At 36.9% G+C, this 23227-nt stretch carries 19 protein-coding genes and 1 pseudogene; 16 read left to right on the plus strand and 4 right to left on the minus strand.

The window, feature by feature from the left end; all coding sequences use genetic code 11:
* Window positions 1–161: 161 nt before the first annotated feature.
* Window positions 162–1020: pseudogene (locus tag AADV52_RS09740) on the minus strand (IS982-like element ISLh1 family transposase).
* 337 nt (window positions 1021–1357) lie between these two features.
* Between AADV52_RS09740 and glyA the strand changes: the two are divergent.
* The 3 genes from glyA (at window position 1358) to AADV52_RS09755 (ending at window position 5899) form a co-directional block, all read left to right on the plus strand.
* A complete protein-coding gene (glyA, locus tag AADV52_RS09745) occupies window positions 1358–2593 on the plus strand; it encodes a serine hydroxymethyltransferase (RefSeq protein ID WP_014918199.1) in 1236 nt (411 codons plus the stop codon).
* A 156-nt stretch (window positions 2594–2749) separates the two neighbouring features.
* Window positions 2750–4156, plus strand: coding sequence for an ISLre2 family transposase (locus tag AADV52_RS09750; RefSeq protein WP_126096224.1), 1407 nt, complete (start codon window positions 2750–2752; stop codon window positions 4154–4156).
* A 156-nt stretch (window positions 4157–4312) separates the two neighbouring features.
* A complete protein-coding gene (locus AADV52_RS09755) occupies window positions 4313–5899 on the plus strand; it encodes an APC family permease (protein WP_014918201.1) in 1587 nt (528 codons plus the stop codon).
* Window positions 5900–5923: 24 nt separating this feature from the next.
* Here the strand turns inward: AADV52_RS09755 and AADV52_RS09760 are convergent, their stop codons facing one another.
* Window positions 5924–6754: a Cof-type HAD-IIB family hydrolase gene (locus AADV52_RS09760; RefSeq protein WP_014918202.1), complete on the minus strand. Its 831-nt coding sequence runs from the start codon at window positions 6752–6754 to the stop codon at window positions 5924–5926.
* Between the two features lie 184 nt (window positions 6755–6938).
* Here AADV52_RS09760 and AADV52_RS09765 point away from each other — a divergent pair, with 184 nt between their 5' ends.
* The 6 genes from AADV52_RS09765 to AADV52_RS09790 all read left to right on the plus strand — a co-directional run bounded on the left by AADV52_RS09765 (window position 6939) and on the right by AADV52_RS09790 (window position 12489).
* Window positions 6939–7184, plus strand: coding sequence for a type B 50S ribosomal protein L31 (locus AADV52_RS09765; protein WP_014918203.1), 246 nt, complete (start codon window positions 6939–6941; stop codon window positions 7182–7184).
* A 125-nt stretch (window positions 7185–7309) separates the two neighbouring features.
* Complete coding sequence (gene murF / locus AADV52_RS09770) at window positions 7310–8677, plus strand: UDP-N-acetylmuramoyl-tripeptide--D-alanyl-D-alanine ligase (protein ID WP_014918204.1); 1368 nt, start codon at window positions 7310–7312, stop codon at window positions 8675–8677.
* A 12-nt stretch (window positions 8678–8689) separates the two neighbouring features.
* Window positions 8690–10189: a DEAD/DEAH box helicase gene (locus tag AADV52_RS09775; RefSeq protein ID WP_014918205.1), complete on the plus strand. Its 1500-nt coding sequence runs from the start codon at window positions 8690–8692 to the stop codon at window positions 10187–10189.
* An 82-nt stretch (window positions 10190–10271) separates the two neighbouring features.
* Entirely contained in the window at window positions 10272–10628 is a 357-nt protein-coding gene (acpS, locus tag AADV52_RS09780) for a holo-ACP synthase (protein ID WP_014918206.1), read from the plus strand.
* A 2-nt stretch (window positions 10629–10630) separates the two neighbouring features.
* Entirely contained in the window at window positions 10631–11761 is a 1131-nt protein-coding gene (alr, locus tag AADV52_RS09785) for an alanine racemase (RefSeq protein WP_014918207.1), read from the plus strand.
* Window positions 11762–11898: 137 nt separating this feature from the next.
* Entirely contained in the window at window positions 11899–12489 is a 591-nt protein-coding gene (locus tag AADV52_RS09790) for a TetR/AcrR family transcriptional regulator (RefSeq protein ID WP_014918208.1), read from the plus strand.
* A 30-nt stretch (window positions 12490–12519) separates the two neighbouring features.
* On the opposite strand, the gene cbpA is transcribed toward AADV52_RS09790, so the two are convergent.
* Both cbpA and AADV52_RS09800 read right to left on the minus strand, forming a co-directional pair.
* Window positions 12520–13227, minus strand: a complete 708-nt coding sequence (gene cbpA / locus AADV52_RS09795; RefSeq protein WP_014918209.1) for a cyclic di-AMP binding protein CbpA — start codon at window positions 13225–13227, stop codon at window positions 12520–12522.
* 177 nt (window positions 13228–13404) lie between these two features.
* Window positions 13405–14376 (minus strand): L-lactate dehydrogenase, encoded by a 972-nt coding sequence (locus AADV52_RS09800; protein WP_014918210.1) that lies wholly within the window; start codon window positions 14374–14376, stop codon window positions 13405–13407.
* Window positions 14377–14510: 134 nt separating this feature from the next.
* Between AADV52_RS09800 and pth the strand changes: the two genes are divergently transcribed.
* The 7 genes from pth to ftsH all read left to right on the plus strand — a co-directional run bounded on the left by pth (window position 14511) and on the right by ftsH (window position 23189).
* Window positions 14511–15068 carry an aminoacyl-tRNA hydrolase gene (pth, locus tag AADV52_RS09805; protein WP_014918211.1) on the plus strand — a complete coding sequence of 186 codons (558 nt, stop codon included), beginning with the start codon at window positions 14511–14513 and terminating at the stop codon, window positions 15066–15068.
* Between the two features lies 1 nt (window position 15069).
* Window positions 15070–18567: a transcription-repair coupling factor gene (gene mfd / locus AADV52_RS09810; RefSeq protein ID WP_014918212.1), complete on the plus strand. Its 3498-nt coding sequence runs from the start codon at window positions 15070–15072 to the stop codon at window positions 18565–18567.
* A gap of 11 nt (window positions 18568–18578) precedes the next feature.
* Window positions 18579–18821 carry an RNA-binding S4 domain-containing protein gene (locus AADV52_RS09815; RefSeq protein WP_003625749.1) on the plus strand — a complete coding sequence of 81 codons (243 nt, stop codon included), beginning with the start codon at window positions 18579–18581 and terminating at the stop codon, window positions 18819–18821.
* A gap of 71 nt (window positions 18822–18892) precedes the next feature.
* The gene (locus AADV52_RS09820) at window positions 18893–19270 is read left to right on the plus strand and encodes an FtsB family cell division protein (RefSeq protein WP_014918213.1); all 378 of its coding nucleotides are present in this window, start codon (window positions 18893–18895) and stop codon (window positions 19268–19270) included.
* On the plus strand, window positions 19270–19632 hold the full coding sequence (locus AADV52_RS09825) for a S1 RNA-binding domain-containing protein (protein WP_014918214.1): 363 nt from the start codon (window positions 19270–19272) through the stop codon (window positions 19630–19632). The genes AADV52_RS09820 and AADV52_RS09825 overlap by 1 nt, the downstream gene beginning before the upstream one ends.
* A 40-nt stretch (window positions 19633–19672) precedes the next feature.
* On the plus strand, window positions 19673–20929 hold the full coding sequence (gene tilS / locus AADV52_RS09830) for a tRNA lysidine(34) synthetase TilS (RefSeq protein WP_014918215.1): 1257 nt from the start codon (window positions 19673–19675) through the stop codon (window positions 20927–20929).
* A gap of 94 nt (window positions 20930–21023) precedes the next feature.
* A complete protein-coding gene (gene ftsH, locus AADV52_RS09835) occupies window positions 21024–23189 on the plus strand; it encodes an ATP-dependent zinc metalloprotease FtsH (RefSeq protein ID WP_014918216.1) in 2166 nt (721 codons plus the stop codon).
* Window positions 23190–23227 lie beyond the last annotated feature (38 nt).

Genomic DNA, 23227 nt, shown 5'->3' on the forward strand with positions numbered 1-23227 from the left:
GAAAATCAATTAAGTCTCTTACAAAAAGTAGTTTTTTTACGTTTTCATTAAAATTCTGATGTCACTATTATAATAATGGCGTTTAACTTTGTTTAAAAGGGTGTTATGCTGAGAGTGGACGTTATTTATAGTATAATTATGTTTAAGTAATACGCGTGGTGCTAGTTAAATCGTTCTAGACAATAAGCCAAATTATAAGCTAAAATTGCAATTTCTAACCGGCTTTGAAAGCCTATCAGACTACGTGCTCGATTGTTCTCGGCATTGTAATAGGTCAGAAGCGAAAAGTCGCTTTCAATTGTTCTGCGAATAGCCATCAATTGATGATCATTGTGCTTTTTAGCTCCTGTCATATTTTTACGATATGGTGTCCAAAGTTCATAACCCATTTGTTTTAGCTGTTGATGCAGTTCTTTGCCTAAATAGCCTTCGTCGCCAAGAAGATAGTAATTAGATGGATGGGTATTTTCCATCAGTTCAACTGTCTCCCTGGCATCATGAACTGATGCTTTTGTTACGACATAATCAAGAATGTAACCGTCATCGCTAACAATGGCATGAACTTTGAAACCATAAAAGTAAATTTTCTTGGTGGCCTTATAACCAATGTTGGCATAACCGCCAAAAATTTTAGCACGATAGTTGCGAATTGGTTGGCAAACAGGTACCGGAAAAGCTGTCAATGATCAAGAACTGTCCATTCAGGTCAACCTTTTTATTCATTTCTTGCCGTATCTGATAAATCAATTGCAATAGCTGACGTGAACGTCGATTAAAACGTGAGTGTGATAAACAATTGAAACATTCACAGAATCTTCTTTGTGATTCAATTCCTGTCTTAGCTTGCCAGATAAGTAAAGCCAAAATCAGACTGTCCGTAGTTTTAATTTGATCAATATTTCGCCGATGAGTAAACTCAGCCGGTGCATACAAACGATACCAGTGCCGACAAATTATCACTAAATCTTTAAAACTAACTTGTAAATGGTGGCTAAAACGCTTAAGCTTAAGGCAGTTCAATCAGATCAGACTCTTTTCTTTTTGATACTACAACTTAAGTCTATATTAACTAAAACAATTTAACTAGCACCACGCGTTTAAGTAATATATTGTATAAGTATACAAAAACATGCTTAGCTTCGGGAAGGCTAAGCATGTTGTCCCATAATAAGTAAGATCGCTAGTATTACTACGGGCGATTTTATTTTATAAAAAAATATGCATTTTTGCAATGTCTAAATAAAGATATATTATGAATAGAATGACAATGTGTTTTTTGCTAATAGTAAAAGGCTTACATTAATAGTATAATTTTTATAAACTAACAATTTAATAGATATAGAAGGGGGCACCTTATTTGAAATATGCAGAAAAATCTCCTGCTTTATGGGATGCAATTCATAAAGAAGAACAACGCCAACAAAATACTATCGAATTAATCGCGTCAGAAAATATTGTTTCTGATGCCGTTCGTGAAGCCCAAGGCTCAGTTTTAACTAATAAATATGCAGAAGGCTATCCAGGTCGGCGTTACTATGGTGGCTGTCAATACATCGATCAAGTTGAACAACTAGCTATTGATTATGCTAAAAAGCTTTTTAATGCAAAATTTGCCAATGTACAGCCACACTCTGGTTCTCAAGCCAATATGGCTGTTTACCAAGCACTTTTAAAACCTGGCGATAAGATCCTGGGTATGGGCATGGGTGCCGGTGGACACCTTACACATGGTTCTAAAGTAAACTTCAGTGGTAAATATTATCAATCTTATAGTTATGGTTTAAATGTAGAAACAGAAGAACTGGATTTTGATGAAATTCGTAAAATCGCTTTAAAGGTAAAACCACAATTAATTGTAGCCGGTGCTTCAGCTTACAGCCGTATTATTGATTGGCAAAAATTCCGTAAAATTGCAGATGAAGTTGGTGCTTACCTGATGGTAGATATGGCACACATCGCTGGTTTGGTCGCGACAGGTCAGCATCCAAGTCCAATTCCTATTGCAGATGTTGTGACTACAACTACACACAAAACCTTACGTGGCCCACGTGGGGGCATGATTTTATCTAATAATCTTGAACTTGGCAAAAAGATTAATTCGGCATTATTCCCTGGTACGCAAGGCGGACCGCTTGAACATGTAATTGCGGGCAAGGCGCAAGCATTCTATGAAGATTTGCAGCTACAATTTACAGATTATATTAAGCAAGTAATTAAAAATGCTAAGACAATGGCTGAAACTTTTGCTCAATCAGATAATATTCGAGTAGTTTCAGGTGGGACTGATAACCATTTAATGATCATTGATATTACCGATACCGGATTAACTGGTAAAGATGCTCAAAACTTGCTTGATTATGTTCACATCACAACAAATAAGGAATCAATTCCAGGTGATAAGCGCAGTCCATTTGTAACTAGTGGCTTGAGAATAGGTACGCCTGCTATTACTAGCCGCGGATTTGATGAAGAAGATGCTAAAAAGACTGCTGAATTAATTATTGAAATTTTATCTAATCCAGAAGATGAAGCGACAATTGATCATGTTAAGCAAGAAGTTAAGGGATTAACTCAAAAGCATCCAATTGACTAACTTGAATAGAAAATGAACAGCTAAGTGTATAATTTTTTGCGGTAAGTTGAATAATTAATTAAAAAAGCTCAAATCCTTTGAAATTGGACTTGAGCTCAAGCAAAAAGACCAGTAGTCTGATGTTAACGAAAAAAACACATTAGAAGCTGGTCTTTTATGGAATCTATTATAGCTGATATCGTAAAAATTATTAAGTCTGAAAATAATGTTATTGCCCGTGAAAAGGCATTAATGTGCTATTTCTTTGATCTGATTAGAGAATTGATGACAGCAGCACTAGAAGAAGTTGATGCTGGTCTAGTTGAAGAGACTAAAAAGCAAGGCTATCAGATCGAGAAGAAAAATAAGCGTTCAGTTGTGACTGCCTTTGGTGAAATCAGCTATTGGCGCAGAAGATATGCTTGTCCTGGCAAAAAGGCTAAATATCCACTGGATAAGCTGATGGGCTATGACAAATATAAGCGTTACAGTGTTTTGGCAGTGAAGGATATTTTGCAGGTTAGCGCCGTGGCAACTTACCGCAATACTGCTTTAGCTGTTAATACTCTCTCCTGTTTCAATATTAGCCATAGTCAAGTTGGCAAGCTGATTGTGCAAGCAGGCAAACAGATTAAAGCACAGCAGCAGTCTGAGGAAAGATACGATGGTATTGCTCAAAAGAAAAAGGTGCCAGTGCTTTATCTTGAAGGCGATGGCGTTGTGATTAAAGGCACCAAGAAGCGACTGGAATTTCATCGCTATCAAGTCTGCGAGGATATTATTAATTTAAGCAAGACACGCAGAAAGAGAGTACAGGCCAAAGAGTTTGTTTCTTTAAGCCGCTTGGATGCTTTGCAAAAAATTAAAGCTTATTTAGCCAATACCTATGACTTAAGCGATACTTTAATTATCAGTAATGCCGATGGCGGTGCTGGCTATGCCAAGAAAGACTTTGATGAAATAGTTGGCTATTGCCGGCAGCACGAACACTTCTTGGATGTCTTTCACTTGAATAAAAAGATCAAGGACCGTTTAGGCTTTATGCCGGCTATGCCAAGCAAATTGATCAGTGCAGTTGAGTTTAAATATGACCGTCACTTGACTGACGTGATTTTAGACACGATTGAAAGCAATCTGATTGATGAGCTGAATACGCCAGAAAATCATGAGAATTTAAGGCGCCTGCGCAGCTATCTTCATCGTCGCTGGGTGGATATTAAGCCATTCAAAATGCGTCATTTGTCAGTAATTAAGGCAATTGGCTGCTGTGAGAGCAATCACCGCAAGTATACTTATCGCGTCAAAGGGCAAGGAAAATACTGGTCAGAAGATGGTGCCGAAGGAATTCTGCGTGTGCTGACTTGCATTAAAAACAAAGAGCTGGAATACTGGCTTAGCAGTGAATTTGCAGGTGGGCAGCTCGATATTGTTGATCAGGAAGAATTGAAAGGTGCAGTTCGTGCCAGCCTAAGAAAGACGCATGAAGCTCATCTGGGCATTCATCACGGCGCCATTGAAAGCTTAACAGCAGGACATAGCTATTTAAACGATTTTAGCAGAAAAATAAATCAAATAAATATTTAAGAAATTAAGGTCAGACTAATGGCTAATAGCCTACCGCAAAAATATTGACACTTACAATGAACAGTTCTAGTTTTTTGCTAGAACTGTTTTTGCTATAATTAAAAGCTAAAAAGCAAGAAATAAAACATAGGATGAGAATGAAGGACGAGTGATTATTTGGAAGGAATAAAACGACATAAAATAGGCCTATTTTCAGCTATTATGTTGGCCCTAAATTCTTTGATAGGATCAGGTTGGCTATTTGGGTCAGGGTCTGCCGCTAAAATTGCGGGACCAGCTGCAATCTTATCTTGGATTTTAGGTGCCGTCATTATTATTGCTATTGCTTTGACCTACGTAGAATTAGGGGCAATGTTTCCTGAAAGTGGAGGGATGAGTCGCTACGCTCAGTATAGCCATGGACCATTGTTGGGATTTGTGGCTGCTTGGGCCAATTGGATTTCACTGGTAACTTTAGTGCCAATGGAAGCAGTAGCGGCAGTGCAATATATGAGTTCGTGGCAATGGTCATGGGCTAATTGGACTAAGAATTTTATTAAAGATGGCAATATTACTTTTGCAGGATTAGGTATCGTATTTATTTTTATGTGTATTTTTACAATGATCAATTTTTGGTCAGTAAAAATCATGACGCAGTTTACTAATTTAATTTCTATTTTTAAAATCTTATTGCCTACTTTGACGATTGTGGTTTTAATTTGTAGTGGTTTTCATGCACAAAACTTTGGCTCCAACGTTCATGAATTCATGCCATATGGTACACGGTCTATCTTTGAAGCAACATCAGTTTCAGGAATTATCATGTCGTATGATGCTTTTCAGATTGTGATCAACATGGGTGGAGAGTTGAAGAATCCACGTAAGAATATTGTGCGTGGCATCCTGATTTCCATGATCATTACTGCAGCGATTTATATTATGCTGCAAGTAACTTTCATTGGTGCAGTTGAGCCAAGTACATTGGCTAAAGCAGGTTGGCATGGCATCGACTTTACCTCACCGTTTGCAGATTTGGCAATTATTTTAGGAATTAATTGGTTAGTGATTTTGCTCTATTTAGATGCATTTGTGTCACCATTTGGTACAGGAGTGGCCTTTGTTGCTACAGCATCGAGAGCATTGGCTGCCATGACACATACGCGACATTTACCTAAGTGGTTAGGTCGTCTTAATCAAAAGTATTTAATTCCTCGTTATGCAATGATTGCTGACTTAGTTTTGGCGGTAATTTTAGTTAGTTTATTCCGAAACTGGAATTTACTGGCCACAGTAATTACTGCTTCTACGTTAATTGCATATTTGACAGGTCCAGTGACAGTAATAACTTTGAGAAAGGCAAAGCCAAATCTTAATCGTCCGTTTAAGCCGCGTTATATGCCATATTTAGCACCGATTGCATTTGTTTTAACCAGTTTAGCTATTTATTGGTCGATGTGGCCAACGACAATTCAAGTTATTTTAGTAATTGCGTTAGGTTTGCCAATTTATTTCTATTATGAAATTCGCTATCAGCATTTAAATTTGAAAGAACAATTGCGTAGCTGCTGGTGGATGATCGGTTATTTGATTTTTATGTCAGTGATGTCTTATGTAGGAAGCGAAGGCTTTGGCGGGCAAAATTGGATTAAATATCCAGTGGACTTTGTTGTGATTGCTGTTGCTTCACTTGGATTTTATTACTGGGGCATTAAAACAGGATTACGCAAAATCGATCTTTACATTGAAAAAGATGATAAAAAATAAAGTTGCCGGCGGCAACTTTATTTTTTACTTTCGTGTTTCGTTTAGATATTTATTTAACACTTTGAAAACTCCGTTATCGTTATTACTTGGTGCAATAAATTTAGCAATCTTTTTAACGCTGTCTTGACCATTTTCCATGGCATAACTTAGTCCAGCTAATTTAAGCATTTCAATATCATTTTCGCCATCGCCAAATGCAATTAATTGAGTTCGAGGGACGTCTAGGTAGGCTAAGAATTCTTTAAGACCATTAGCTTTATTTACATTTTGAGGAACAATATCCATATAGTTCCAACCACTAGTGGTAACATGAATTTTTGCTACACTTCGACTATTGAAGCCATACTCTAATTCTCGCCGAACCTTGCTAGGATAATCGACTGTAACTTTAGTATATTGATCATCTTCAGGAATTTTATCAAAATTATCAACTTCAATGCTATTAGGATAAAAATAATGATGTGATCGTTTAAATTGAGCCGGCGTACTTTTTAAGAAGTATGAATGTTTGACGCCGCTGATTAATGTGCTTTGTACTGCTCCGGGATAACGCAGCTGCAAATAATCAACTAAATTTAAAATACATTTTTTAGAAAAAGTTGTTGTACGAATGATTTTGCCATCACGAACCAAAACTGCACCATTATCAGCAACGAAATCAACTGAATCAATAAAATCACCAAAGTCTGCTTCTAATCGTCCAGCAGGTCTGCCACTGGCAATGATGAAGTGAGCTCCATGTTTGTGCAAACGATATAAAATTTCGCCGAACATCTCATGAGCGTACTTCTTTTCATCGTTTACGAATGTACCATTGACATCTATTGCAACAGTTTTAAAAGGAAGATCTTTCATCTAATTACCTCACTCAAAATAAATTCTGCTATTAGTTTAGCACTCCTTGTAAGGGGTTACATGCTATATCAGTTGCAACTTGTGAAAAATGTCTTGAATTAATTACATGAAGATGTTATTCTATTCTATGTTAATCGATTAATCTATGATCTGTAATATGGTCATGGCAAAGGAGTAATAAATTATGAAACAAGGTATTCATCCAGATTTTCAAAAAGTAGTTTTCATGGACTCAGCAACTGGTGCTAAGTTCTTAGCTGGTTCAACTTTGAAGCCAGAAGAAACTATTGACTACGAAGGCGAAACTTACCCATTAGTACGTGTTGAAGTTTCATCAGATTCACACCCATTCTACACTGGCAAGCAAAAGTTTGCTCAAGCAGATGGTCGAATCGAAAAGTTCAACAAGAAGTACGGCTTGAAGAAGTAAAACTTTGTCTGGTGGAAGCAGTCCCATTGGGACTGCTTTTTTCTTTATTAGATCATTTGGCAGAATGCTTGAAAGACAGTATAATGGTTTCTGTATAAAAATGTTTTTATGGGAGTAAAGATTCAATGAAAATGCAAATGGCTGAAATTGCCAAGGCTTTAAATACTACTTGTGAAGGCGACGACAAAACTGTTATTACTTCTGTTGCCTTTGACTCCAGAAATATAACAACTGGTGGTTTGTTTGTACCGCTTGAGGGTGAACGTGATGGACATGATTTCGTAGCGGGTGCTATTAGTAATGGTGCTTCTGCTACTTTGTGGAAAAAGGGCCATCCAAATAAGCCTGAAAATATCACAGTAATTGAAGTAGATAATCCTCTTACTGCTATGCAAGATTTAGCGCGTTATTATTTGCGCAAGGTTAATCCAACTGTAGTAGGCATTACCGGTTCTAATGGTAAGACTACTACTAAGGATATGATTGCTGCAGTTTTATCTAAGCGTTTTAACGTACATAAGACACAAGCTAACTTTAATAATGAAATTGGTGTACCAATGACCATTCTCGAAATGAAACCAAATACTGAAATTTTGGTACTTGAAATGGGTATGGATAGACCAGGTCAATTACATCATTTGAGTGAATTGACTCATCCAGATGTAGCTGTCATTACTATGATCGGTGAAGCTCATATTGAGTTCTTTGGTAGCCGTGACAAGATTGCTGATGCTAAGATGGAAATCACAGACTTTTTGCGTGAAGATGGTGAATTCATTTATAATGGTGATGAACCATTGTTGCAAGAACGTGCTAAGAAGCTTGATCAAGCTAAAGCTACATTTGGCTTCAGAGATGAAGATACAGTTCATGCAACTGGATTCAAGAGCTACATGCATCATGCCACTTTTACAATTAATGATTCAGAGCAAAAGTTCTCAATTCCCATGATTGGTAAGCATAATGTTTCTAATGCAATGGCAGCAATTAGTGTAGGTCATCACTTTGGTGAAAGTGATGAGGAAATTGCTTCATCATTGTCTAACTTTAAGCCAACTGCTAACCGAATGGAATGGGAAAAAGGCGACGCTGGCGAAGCTATTATGAGTGATGTTTACAACTCAAATCCAACTGCTGTTAGAGCGGTTGTTACTAGTTTTGGTCAAGTTGAAGTTAAAGATGGTGGTCGCAGAATCGCTGTACTTGGCGACATGTTGGAATTAGGTGAAAAATCACCTGAACTTCATGCCGGATTAAGCGATACTTTGGATCCACAAATCATCAATGAAGTGTACTTGTACGGCTCTGAAATGAAGAATTTGTATGATGCTTTGCAGGATAAATACGAGCCAGAGAATTTACATTATTATACTCAAGATCAAATGGATCATATGATTAATGATCTTAAAAATGACATTAAGCCGGACGACATTATCGTATTAAAGGGTTCACACGGGATGCACCTTGAAAATGTCTTAGCCCGACTAAGATAGGAGAACAATTTTTTGAAGTTTTCAGAATTAGGATTAAACGATGCGCTTCTTAAAGCGATTAAACGCTCAGGTTTTGAAGAGGCAACCCCAATCCAAGAGCAAACTATTCCACTTGCTTTGCAAGGAAAAGATGTAATTGGACAAGCACAAACTGGTACTGGTAAGACAGCAGCATTTGGTTTGCCAATTTTGCAATCTATTGATAAAAACGAAAAGGCAATCCAAGCAATTATTATCGAACCAACGCGTGAGCTTGCTATTCAAACACAGGAAGAATTATTCCGCTTGGGTCGTGATGAACATGCCCATGTACAAGTGGTTTACGGTGGAGCAGATATTGGCCGCCAGATTCGTTCATTAAAGCATAATGTACCATCAATTTTAGTTGGTACGCCAGGTCGATTATTAGATCACTTAAAGCGTGGCACAATTGATTTAGATAAAGTTAATACAGTAGTTTTGGATGAAGCAGATGAAATGCTCGACATGGGCTTTATCCAAGATATCGAAAGCATTTTGAAGTATGCTAAAAACTGTAAGCAAACTTTGCTTTTCAGTGCTACTATGCCTAAGCCAATTTTACGAATTGGTGAAAAGTTCATGAAGGATCCTGCTATTGTTCAAATTAAGGCTAAGGAATTAACAGCTGACTTAATTGATCAATATTTTGTTCGTGCCAAAGAATCCGAAAAATTTGACATTATGTGTCGTTTGATTGATGTTCAAGGCCCAGACTTGGCACTTGTATTCGGACGGACTAAACGCCGCGTAGATGAGCTTACACGTGGATTGCAGGCACGTGGCTATAATGCTGCAGGTATTCACGGAGACTTGTCTCAAGCACGTCGTATGGCAGTCTTGAAGCGATTCCGTGAGGGTAAGTTGGATATTTTAGTTGCTACTGATGTGGCAGCACGTGGTTTGGATATTTCAGGAGTGACTCACGTATATAATTATGATATTCCTCAAGATCCAGATTCTTATGTTCACCGTATTGGTAGAACTGGTCGTGCGGGACAAAATGGTGTTTCAGTAACCTTCGTAACTCCAAACGAAATTGGCTACATGAGAACTATTGAACAACTTACTAAGAAAAAGATGTCACCACTTCGTCTACCAACAGATGATCAAGCTCTTCGTGGTCAATTAAAGCAAGCTAAGGCTGAAATCGAAGACTTAATGAATGGCGACTTGGGTAAGTATACTCAAGATGCTAGTGAGCTTCTTGATAATTACTCAGCTCTTGATTTGGTAGCTGCCTTCCTTAAGAATTTGGCTAAGGATTCAACGGATATCAAGGTTAAAATTACGCCAGAAAAGCCTTTGCCATATAGGGGTGATGGTCGTCATGGACGTGGACGCCGTGGACATGATAATCACGGTCGTGGTCGCGGACATGGAAATTATCACCGTCGCCGCAATAGTAATGACGATTACCGTCATAATGGTAATCGTGGGCGTCGTGGACGTGGCAACGGACATAAATTCGCAATCAAGAATAAAAAAGATTAATTTTTTAGATTAAAAAGGAAGTTGTAATTTTCGCAACTTCTTTTTTGTATTATAATTATGTCATTGTGTGAGGTGAGAAACGATGATTAAAGGTGTAGGGATTGACTCAATTGAAGTTGAACGTGTTAAAAAGATCGTGGCAAAAGGAGACTCTTTCGCTGATAAAGTTTTGACTCCAAAAGAATTTGCCCAATATCAAAAGATGAAAGGCAAAAGAAAAGTTGAATATCTCGGAGGTCGTTTTTCATTAAAAGAATCTTTTTCTAAAGCTATGGGAACAGGCTTAGGTAAATACGTAGGTTTTCAAGATGTGGAAACTTTATGGGATGATTTGGGCCATCCGGTGATGACTTCAACTAAGTTTGATGGAAATATTTTTCCAAGTATCACACATGATAATCATGAAATTATTACTTTTGTTGTATTAGAGGAGAAATAAAAATGGTTCCAGGCTATCATCGTCCAGCCGTAGTAAAGGTAAATCTAGGTGCAATTAGAAGAAATATTAAAAATGAGATGCAACATCTTGAACCAAATCAAAAGATGCTAGCTGTAGTTAAGGCTAATGGTTACGGTCATGGTGCAGTAGAAGTAGCCAAGGTGGCTGAAGAAGAGGGAGCAACAGGCTTTTGTGTTGCTATTTTAGATGAAGCACTTGAATTGCGTCGTGCTGATATCGTTAAGCCTATTTTGGTTTTGGGAGTTGTTTCTCCTGAATATGCACCAATTGCTGCTGTAAATAATGTTTCATTAACAGTACCTAACTTAGAGTGGCTTAAAGATGCTGAAAAATACTTAGCTAAAGAGAATCTGCAATTAAAGATTCATTTAGGAATTGATTCTGGTATGGGTAGAATTGGTTTTAATGAAGATGATGAATTTGTTGCAGCTAATAAGTTCTTGGAAAATAATGATAATTTCTTTATTGAAGGTATGTTTGCCCATTTTGCTTCTGCAGATAGTGATGATAAAACTTACTTCAAGCATCAATGTGAAAAATTTAAGCATATGAAGAGCTTATTAACTGTTAAGCCTAAGTGGATTCATGTTGATAATACTGCCGCAAGTATTTTTCATTCAGGCATAAAAAGCGATTTAGTTCGTTTTGGAATTGGAATTTATGGCTTAAATCCATCTTCTAATCCTTCTTCTCCTGATTTAACTTCAGCGATTGAACTTGAACCTGCTTTATCATTTGAAAGTGAATTAACTCATGTTAAGACCATTCATAAAGGTGATGGTGTAGGCTACGGCTCTACTTTCATGGCTGAAGAAGATACAATTATTGGTACGGTACCAGTTGGATATGCTGATGGCTGGATTAGAAAGTATCAAGGCTTTAAAGTAAAAGTTGGCGATGAGTATTGTCCAATCGTAGGACGTATTTGTATGGATCAATTTATGGTTAAAATGCCTAAGAAAATGCCAGTCGGCACTAAGGTAGTAATTATTTCAAATAATCCATCTGATCCTAACAATATTAAGGCTGCTGCAGATTATGTTGATACAATTCACTATGAAGTTGCATGCTTATTGAATGATCGGTTACCACGAGTTTATTATGAAAAATAATAGGTAAAAAGGCCGAAATCACGATCGTTTTTCGTGATTCTGGCCTTTTTTTATCTAGTAATAACAAGGTGGAACATATTGGATATTAGAACCCAAACAACAAAAAGTAATTTTAAAAAAAAGCTTTGCTTCAATGTATGAAAAAGCAAGCATTTAGTGAAATTAAAGTTAAAGATATTATTCTAGCATCTGGCATTAGTTCACGTACTTTTTATCAATATTATAAGGATATCCATGCTTTATTATTAGCGGTTGAAGATGATATTTTAGCTGAATTCAATAAAGCATTACTTGCTGATCGTAGCGCTGTTAACGGAATTGATCACGTTTTATCTCAAGATGAATTAATAACAGTAGCGGAAAATATTTCTAGAAATTCCATTTCTTTCTTTTTGAAAAACAAAACTAAACTTGAAATTTTAACTTCTGATAATGGTGACATCCGCTTTTTTAATAAAATGGTTGAATATGCCAACAAGGAATTTGCTGTGCGGATGGAGAAGATGAATCCAAACTATAAAGCTATTTTGGCACAAGAGCAGTCGCTTCCGCCTAAAATGGTTTTAGGAATTTTTGATATTAATATTATTAATGTCGTGTTGCAATTAATTAAATATAATGATGAATTATCACCAGCTGATATGCGTCGTTATATTGCAGGGTATTTAACTCGAACACCACTACAATTCTTAGGATTAATGCAATATAAAAAAGCTTCTAACTTTTAATTTAGTTAGAAGCTTTTTCTATGCAATTTTTTAATCTTTGTGTGGATGTTCGATGAATACACCAGGATTTTCATCGCTCATAATAGTCATGCCAGCTTGCAAATCTTCAATCTCAGAAACAACGAAACCTTTCTTTTGCAATTTGCCTACAATAGTTTTCATTGTGATTTCAGAAACACCGGCAGGCAAGGTGAATAGGGTTCTTCTTACGAAGTCTCCTTCAAGTTCTCCTGCTGCAGCGTCAAGTGTCATTACACTAGACATGTTAGTGTGCTTTGACACGATTTTTGACATCTTAATTAAATTACCACGTGCATTATCAGATAAAACTGTTAAGACGTATGAACCATTCTTTACATCCCACGCATCTGATAACATGTCTAACAATCTTGAGTGGGTAAGGATACCGTAGAAATGGTTGTCTTCATCAAGAACAGCAATATATGGCAAGTCTTTGATGTTGAAGAATACTCTAAAGAATGGAGAATTTACCTTAATTGTCTTAGTAGCGTTTTTAAGCAAGTAAGTTACAGGCAAGTTCATATCTCCGCCTTGAGATTTGTGACGGTAAATGTGCATCTTATAAATGTTACCGCGGAAAATAGTGCCAGTGTCATCTACAATAGGCACACATCTATATCCAGATTCTTCTAGAATGTCCAATGCTTCTGCTAATGTGGCTTTTTCATTAACTGTTGTTAAGTAATCTTTCTTAATGACTAAAGATTTAATAAGCATGAGTTCGCCTCCAAAGTGAAAATGTTTCAAGTAATTATAGCATAATCAGCATATTAATTAAATGTTAATTAAAGACTAGCTAAAGTAATCATATATATTTTAACAATAGTTAGTGAAATAAAAAAGCATCTCTTCCTAAGAAAAGAGATGCTCTTTATTAATGAACAAGATTAAAGATTATTGACGAACCTTAACGCCAGTTTCTTTGAAGGCCTTGTCCATAACCTTCTTTAATTGATCTGCTGAAGCAGTCATTAATTCTTGTTCCTTATCGCTTAATGGCATTTCGATAACTTGTTCAAGACCCTTGCGGCCAACAACTGCAGGAGTACCGATGTGAAGATCGTGTAAACCATATTCACCATCCATTGGTACTGAAAGTGGAAGTACACGGTGTTCATCGTTCAAGATAGCCTTAGCGATCATTGCTGAAGCAGTACCGATACCGTAGAAGGTAGCACCTTTCTTGTTAATAATGTCGTAAGCCATGTCCTTAACTTCTTGGTGGATGTCTTCAAGCTTAGATTCAGGCATGTTGTGAGCCTTAACCCAGTCAGCAACCTTTACGCCACCCACATTGTTGTAGCTCCATGCTGGGAATTCAGTATCACCGTGTTCACCAAGCATGTATGCATTAACTGAACTTGGGTCAACGTTTTCCATTTTACCAATAACTTTTTGAAGACGACCAGTATCAAGTGAAGTACCTGAACCGATAACACGATCCTTAGGGAAGCCTGACATTCTCCAAGTTGCGTGAGTTAAGATATCAACTGGGTTAGCAACTACTAAGAAAATACCTTCAAAACCTGATTCAACAACTGGTTCAACGATTGATGATAAAATCTTCAAGTTCTTGTTAACAAGATCAAGACGAGTTTCGCCTGGCTTTTGTGGAGCACCAGCAGTAATAACAACTAAGTCAGCATCCTTACAATCTGGGTAGTCAGCTGCGTAAATGTTCTTTGGAGAAGTCCAAGGAGTTGCGTCAGCTAAATCGATTGCGTCACCTTCAACGTGTTCCTTAGCGATATCGATAATACCTAATTCTTCAGCGATACCTTGTTGTACCATTGAAAATGCAAAGGTAGAACCTACAGCACCATCACCGACTAAAATAACTTTACGAGGTTTTTCCTCTCTTGCCATAACAATAAATCTCCTTTTTATTAGTGATAATTTTAACAAAAAAATTATACCATGATAGCAGGTATTAATAAAATTATTATTTGCTGATTGTGCTATTATATGAAGGATTATGATGTAATGAGGGGTATATATAAATGAAAATAATTGCAGGTTTAGGTAATCCAGGTCAAAAGTATGATAAAACCAAGCACAACACTGGTTTTATGACGATGGACCATTATCTTAATGAAAAAGGTTTGTCATTAGACAAAGACAAGTTTGAAGGACATTGGACTAAGCAAAAAATTAATGGTGAAGATGTAATTTTGCTTGAACCTCAAACTTATATGAATGAATCAGGTCGTTCAGTTAGTCAAATTGCTAATTTCTTTAAAGTAGACCCAGAAGACGTTTTGATTATTCAAGATGATATGGATATGCCAATTGGAAAAATTAGAATTAGAGCTAATGGTAAAAGCGGCGGCCATAATGGAATTAAAAGCATTATCCGAGACTTGGGAACAGAAAAGTTTAATCGCTTAAAAATTGGCATTCGTCACCCTAAGAACACAACAGTTGTTTCATGGGTGCTTACGCCATTTAACGATGAACAACAAAAATTAATGGATGATGCATTTGATACAAGTGTAAAGATTATCGATGACTTTATTGCAGGCCGCGATAGTCAATATTTGATGAATAAGTATAATTAAAATGCGTCTAACAGAAATATTAAAAGAAGATCAAGACTTAAATAATTTTATTGCAAAAACTAAACAAGTAAAGAATTCACTAATCACTGGCGCTAATGCCGGTGCTTTTAGTCTGCTTTTAAAACAAATCGTAACTGAGTTAAAAACTCCACTTATTTTAGTAGAGGAAAATGAAAATAAAGCACAAAATTTATATGGAGAATTAAGTGCAATTTTGCCTGATGGCAGTGTCCAAATCTTTCCTGTCGATGCCACTATCGCTACGCAAACTGCAGTTAGTTCACCAGATGAGTTAAGCAATCGAATTGAAGCCCTCAATTTTTTATTAAGCAAAAAATCTGGGATCGTAGTTACGACTCCGCAAGGTTTGCAGTATAAGCTATCAGATCCGCAAGAGTTTGCTCAGGCAAAAAAGGACTTTGAACCTGGTAAGGAATATGAATTAACTGATCTGAATAAATGGCTTGTCAGTTTAGGCTATAAAAAAGAAGCTTTAGTAGCGCGTCCTGGAGAATTCGCTATTCGTGGCGATATTTTGGATGTATATCCTTTAGATAGAGAAAATCCTGTAAGAATTGAATTCTTTGGTGATGAAATTGATACGATTAAGGAATTTGATTTAGCAACTCAGCGCAGTCAAAAAGAAATTGATCATGTTGAAATTTCTGCAGCTCAAGATCGGGTATTTTCCGTTGAAGCTATTAAAACTGCGGCAGAAGCGATAGAACAAGATATGGGGGATGCACCTGCACCAGACAAGGCAGTCAAAGACCATTTTACGATTGCACTTGATGCATTGAATGCAGGGGGACTGCCTGATAATTATGCCTTTTTGGTAGATTATTTAATTAAAAAGCCAAGCAGCTTATTAGAATATTTAGATAAAAATGGTCAAATCTTAATTGATGATTTACCCTTGGTTAAACAAGCAGTAGAGACTGTAGATAAGCAAAATACTGCGTTTATTAGCGATGAACTAAAAACTGGTGTGATGTTGCCTAAGCAAACATTGCGCAATGATTTTGATCAAGTATTAACTAAAGACAAACATTATAGAATATATTTCTCTCTTTTCCAGCGCAGTATGGGCCGAATTCGTTTAGGTCAAATGTTCAATTGGCAAACGCGTGAACCAGCGCAGTTCTTCAGCCAGATGCCCCTAATTAAATCTGAACTTGAATCATATCAAAAATCTGGTCAAACGGTTGTATTGCAAGCTGATAATGCAAAAAGAGCAAAGCAAATCGACCAGACAATGGTTGATTTTGGCTTAAATTTGCCAATTGTAGGCGAGGATGAAATTACAGAAGGCAAATCACAAATTGTAGTAGCTGGTTATACTAGTGGCTTTAGCTTACCTTCAGTAAAATTAGTTTATTTGACTGAGCGTGAATTATTTAACAAGCGCCCACAACGTAAAAAGAGAATCAAAACTTTAGAAAATGCGCAAAGGTTACGTAATTATACTGAACTAAAACCTGGAGATTATGTTGTTCATGTTAATCATGGTATTGGTCGCTTTGAAGGAATTAAAACGCTAGAGAATAATGGCGTAAAACGAGACTATATTACCATTACTTATCAACATGGCGATCAATTATTTGTGCCAGCAGATCAGCTGAGTTTGGTGCAGAAGTATGTGGCTTCCGAAGGAAAGACGCCACATATTAATAAGCTTGGCGGCAGTGAATGGGCTAAGACTAAGCACAAGGTTCAATCTAAGGTTGAAGATATTGCTGATGATTTGATTGAACTTTATGCTAAGCGTGAGTCGGAAAAGGGCTTTGCCTTTTCATCAGATGATGATCTGCAAAAACAATTTGAAGACGCCTTTCCGTATGCGGAAACTCCGGATCAATTGCGCTCAATTAAAGAAATCAAAGAAGATATGGAAAAACCGAAGCCAATGGATCGTCTTGTTGTAGGAGATGTTGGCTTTGGTAAAACGGAAGTTGCCTTAAGAGCGGCTTTCAAAGCAATCCAAGATAATAAACAAGTTGCTTTTTTAGTACCAACAACCATTTTGGCTCAGCAGCACTATGAAACTATTCAAGATCGTTTCAAAGACTTCCCAGTTAACACTGCCATGCTTTCTCGTTTCCAAACTCCCGCTGAATCCAAAGAGATCATTGAAGGTCTTAAAGGGGGCAAGATCGATTTAGTTGTAGGTACTCATAGACTTTTGTCCAAAGACGTTGAGTTTAAAGATCTGGGATTATTAATCGTTGATGAGGAGCAGCGCTTTGGCGTTAAACACAAAGAACGATTAAAGCAGTTAAAGGCTAATATCGATGTCTTAACACTCACTGCTACGCCAATTCCTAGAACCTTGCATATGTCAATGGTTGGTGTGCGCGATTTATCTGTGATGGAAACGCCGCCTCAAAACAGATATCCAATCCAAACTTATGTGATGGAACAAATTCCAAGTGTAGTAAGGGATGCATGTTTACGCGAAATGCAGCGTGATGGACAGGTCTTTTATTTACATAACCGAATTAGCGATATTGATGAAACGGTGGAAAAATTGCAACAACTGATTCCTAATGCGCGTATTGCTAGTGCTCATGGGAGAATGAGTCAAAATCAATTAGAGGATATTTTATATCGCTTTTTGAATCGAGAATTTGATATCTTGGTTACCACCACGATTATTGAAACGGGAATTGATATGCCAAATGTCAATACGATGATTATCGAAGATGCTGATCATTACGGTTTGAGTCAGCTTTATCAGCTTCGAGGCAGAATTGGCCGTAGTGCCAGACTAGCTTACGCATATTTTTTGTATCAACCTAACAAGGTGTTAACTGAAGTTGGTGAAAAGCGGCTAGATGCAATCCGTGATTTTACTGAATTAGGTTCAGGTTTTAAGATTGCTATGCGTGATTTATCGATTAGAGGAGCCGGCAATATGCTCGGAGCCCAACAGCATGGCTTTATTGATAGTGTTGGTTATGATTTGTATTCACAAATGCTGAGTGATGCAATTAAAGAACGTAAGGGCAAGAAGACAGTTAAGAAATCAAATGCCGAAATTGATTTAAAGCTTGAAGCTTATATTCCAGATTCATATATTGGCGACCAAGAAGAAAAGATTGAATTTTACAAAAAGATTAAAGCGGTCAATAATCAGGAAGAATTAGATAAAATTGAAGATGAACTAATTGATCGTTTTGGAGATTATCCTGCAGCCGTTGAGAACTTGCTCGCTGTAGCTGGATTAAAAGTAGATGCAGATTTGGCTCAAGTCTTAAATGTACTGAAGAAAGACAATAATACTATTAAGGTTGAATTTAATAATGCTGCATCACATGAACTAGAAGGCCCTAATATTTTTAGAGCCTTAGAGCATGTGAGTCTTAAAGCACGTATTAGTATGAATCAAGAAAAAAGAATGGTTATTTTATTGCAGCTGCCTGATAAAATGAAGAATCGAGTTTTATTTAATGAATTAACTACATTCTTGCAAGCTGCTAGTGAAATAGTACAAAGATAGAGGTATAAATTATGAGAATTGATAAATTTTTAAAGGTTTCAAGATTAGTTAAAAGAAGAACTGTTGCTAAAGAAATGGCAGACCAAGGTCGAATTAAGGTCAATGGCCGAGTAGTTAAGTCAAGTTACGATGTAAAAATCGATGATATTATTGAACTTGGTTACGGTGCTCGAGTAATTAAAGCTAAAGTTTTAAACATTCGCGAAACTACTAAAAAAGCTGAAGCAAGTGAACTTTACGAGTTAGTTGATTGATGACTTTCCCATGAATCGTTGTTATACTTAACGTAAACGATATTTGTTATAACAGAGGATAGGATAAAAAAATGAATTATGGTCCACATATTTACAATTCGTTAAGTCCTGAAGCCCAAAGAGAACAATTGCGACGTAAACAAGCAAAAATAGAGAAGAAAACGCATCGCATTCGGTTAAATAGAATTGTTGCTATTTTTGCCATAATTTTTGTTGTTTTAGGTGTTCAGATTGCAATTAGGGTTTCTCAAACAGCACGCATTAATAATCAAGTAAAAGCTGAAAAAGAAAACTTGACTAAGGTGAAGAAAACGGCCAATAATTTGAAAACCAAAAGACAAAATCTTAATGATCCAAATTATGTTGCCAAATTAATTCGTTATAAATTTTATTATTCTAAATCAAATGAAAATATTTATAACGTGCATGAAAGAAATGATAATGACTGATGAAAAAGTATCAAGCCGGTAACCGGGTAACCGGGGTGATTAATAATATTACCGATTCAGGTATTTTTGTTACATTGCCTAATAGACATTCAGGATTAGTTCATCATAGCGATTTTGGCAATAATTGGGCGCGAGAAAGGCGACAATATCAGGTAGGTCAAGAAGTTCGCGTAATTGTTGTGCATATTCACAAAGGTAGATTTAATCTGTCAATTGCGCGTGTAAATGATCCTGACTTGGTTGATCATGACAATCAATTCTCTGATACTAAACCTGCAGAATTTGATCAGGTTTTAAACAAGGTAAGTAGAGATGCCAAAAAAGAAATTAATGAATTGAAAAAGGTTTTAAATAAGAATTAAAAATGACCCGTGGTGGGTCATTTTTTCGTTAGGGATATTTATGAAAATAGCAGATTTCTTTAGAGAAAATAATATAAATGTAACCGATAAAAAATTACTAGTAGCTGCAAGTAGTGGTCCTGATTCAATGGCTCTACTTGATATGCTTAAAAACCTACAGGATAATGCACATTTTAAATTGATGGCAGCTCATTTTAACCATCAATTAAGAGCAGATAGTGAAGAAGAAAGTAAACTTCTTAAAAAGTACTGCAGCGAAAATCATGTGCCATTGTTTATTGCTAAATGGCCCAAGGAAGATCAACCTAAAGTGGGAATTGAAGCTGCTGCTAGACATGCGCGATATGCATTTTTGACACAAATGGCTAAAGAGAATAATGCTGATTATTTGTTAACTGCTCATCATGGGGATGATTTGCTGGAAAATATTTTGTTGAAATTCATTCGTTCAGGCAATCCCGAAGAAATGAACAGTTTGCAAATGATAGGCAAAATGCATGGCATAAAGCTCCTGCGGCCGTTATTAGGCTACAGCAAAGCTGAGTTATTGCAATATAATCAAAAACATCAAATTGATTTTGTAATTGATTCAACCAATCAGGCTGATGAAACCATGCGTAATCGCTTGCGTCATCATGTGGTGCCATTACTCAAAAAAGAAAATCCTGCCTTAATCAGGAATGCGCTCTTTTTTAGCCAAAAAATGGATGAGTTGATTGATTATGTTGATGAAAAAAATAGTGCAATGGGGCAACTAGAATCCTTTTTGAATGTGGCCTATCGCATTAAGAGTGAGGCTTTGAGTCAACTGACAGAGAAAGAAAGAATTTTCTTCTGGCAAAGAATGATTTGGCAAAAATATCATCGACGCGTTAATGAAAATTTAGGTAATTTTGTAGTAATGGAATATCAGAATTACTTTTATTTGTATAAAAAGCAAAATATCCTGGAAGTAAGAAAACAGGAAATTAATCTAAATCAACCATTTGTGTTCAGAAATAGAAAAATGGTGTTAAGTACTGAAAGGAAGACAGATTTAAAGCCAATTGGTGATTTTTGGTTTAAGCCGGATACTGAATTTAGCATGGGAGAGTTAGTTCCTGGCAGTAAGCTTCTGCTTCAAAATGGTCATCATGTTAAAGCAAAAAAGAAGTTTGCAGAAAATGCGATTTCCTTGGCTTTGCGACCATTTTGTTTAGCCATTTATGCGGAAAATGAGCCAGTTTTTGTAGAGAAAATTTATCAAAATCAAAATTGGATTAAAAATGGCAAACATTATTTTCTATATAATTCTTAAAAAGTCTTCAAAATAGTTGAAAATATTAGTGGTAGCATCTTATTTTGTGATAAAATTTTAAACGTATAACTTAGAGACTTTGCGGAGGTTTTTTATGAAGAATAACCGGAATCGGCTGTTATCGAACGGCCTATTCTATATAGTTGTGTTCCTTTTGCTCCTATGGGGAATCAACTGGGCACTCGGCGGCTCTAACAGTGGTGGTAGCTCTGAAAATATCAGCTATTCACAATTTGTTAAAGATTTGCGTCAAGGCAAAGTTAAAAACTTTAGTGTTCAACCTGCAAATGGTGTATATACCGTTTCAGGTAGTTACAAGACTGCACAAACAGCAAAGAATCAATCAAATAATAGTTTTGATTTCTTTAGTAATAACTCAAGTAGGAAAGTATCACGCTTCTCTACTACTATGTTACAGAATGATTCTACCGTTTCTAACGTGCAAAACTTGGCACAAAAGAGTAACGCTCGGATGACGACTCAAGGAGAATCACAGTCTGGCAATTGGATTTCAACCATTGTCATGCTTGTGCCAACCGTTTTGTTTATTGTCATGCTTTGGATGATGATGAATCAGGGTGGCGCTGGTCGTGGTGGCAGCGGCGGAATTATGAATTTTGGTCGTTCACACGTCAAGCCAGAGGATCCTTCTAAGAATAAGGTTCGTTTCTCTGACGTAGCCGGTGAAGAAGAAGAAAAACAAGAATTAGTAGAAGTTGTTGAATTTTTAAAGGATCCATCAAAATATACTAAGTTAGGTGCCAAAATTCCATCTGGTGTTTTACTTGAGGGTCCTCCTGGTACTGGTAAAACTTTACTTGCTCGTGCTGTAGCTGGTGAAGCTAACGTGCCATTTTATTCAATTTCAGGTTCTGACTTTGTTGAAATGTTTGTTGGTGTTGGTGCAAGTCGTGTACGTGATTTGTTTAACAATGCCAAGAAGAATGCACCAAGTATCATCTTTATCGATGAAATTGATGCCATCGGTCGTCGTCGTGGCAATGGCACCGGCGGTGGCAACGATGAACGTGAACAGACTTTGAACCAATTGCTGGTTGAAATGGATGGTTTTGAAGGCGATGAAGGTGTTATCGTCATTGCTGCTACTAACCGTTCTGACGTTTTGGACCCAGCTTTGCTTCGTCCAGGTCGTTTTGATCGTAAGGTTTTAGTTGATCGTCCAGACGTTCGTGGTCGTGAAGCCATCTTGAAGGTTCACGCTAAAAACAAGCCACTTGCTCCAGATGTAGACTTGAAGGAAGTTGCTCGTCAAACTCCTGGATTCGTTGGTGCAGATTTAGCTAATGTCTTGAACGAAGCTGCTTTGGTCGCTGCTCGTAGAAATGGCACTAAAATTACTGCTTCAGATATTGATGAGGCTGAAGACCGTGTCATCGCGGGACCAGCTAAGAAGGATCGTTTAATTGCTGAACCAGAAAGACGTCGTGTTGCTTTTCACGAAGCAGGGCACTCAATCTGTGGTTTGGTTTTAAGTGATTCTAGAACAGTTCGTAAGGTAACTATTGTGCCACGTGGCCGTGCCGGTGGTTACAACATTATGTTACCTAAAGATGACCAATTCATTTTGACTAAGAAACAATTATTTGAACAAATTGTTGGTTTAATGGGTGGTCGTGCTGGTGAAGAGGCAACTATTGGCGATAAGTCAACTGGTGCTTCTAACGACTTTGAACAAGCTACTGCTATTGCTCACAGTATGGTAGTAAATTACGGTATGACCGAATCATTAGGAATGGTTGAACTTGAAAAAGAAGGCGAAACCAATCCATACGGCTTTAAGCCATACAGTGAAGCTACTTCAGCTAAGATTGATGAAGCTGTTAAGAAAATCTTGGATGAAGCTCACGCTAAAGCTCTTGAGATTGTTAAGGAAAATAAGGAAAAGCATAGAATTATTGCCGAAGCCTTGCTCAAGTATGAAACTTTAGACGAAAAGCAAATCATGTCTTTGTATAAGACTGGCAAGATGCCTGAAAAATACGAAAATGAATATCCAAGTGAATCTAAGGCTTCAACTTATGAAGAAGCTAAGGCTGCTGCAGAAAAACGTGAAGTTGAAAAGGCAGAAAAGAAAGATTCAGATCAAGCATTGGCTGAACAAGAAAAATCTGCTTTGGAAACTCCATCAGAAAAGAATCACGAAGTTGAAGAAGAAAATCCTGAAAATCCAGAAAAAACGGGAAGTTCAAATAAATCAACTGAAGATCATTCTGCGGATGAAGAACACAAAGATAACTAAATGAAAATGGGGCCTGTAATGGGCTCTATTTTTTTTAG

Origin of the sequence: Lactobacillus helveticus, assembly GCF_046109915.1 — a bacterium.
GTDB classification, from domain to species: Bacteria; Bacillota; Bacilli; order Lactobacillales; family Lactobacillaceae; genus Lactobacillus; species Lactobacillus helveticus.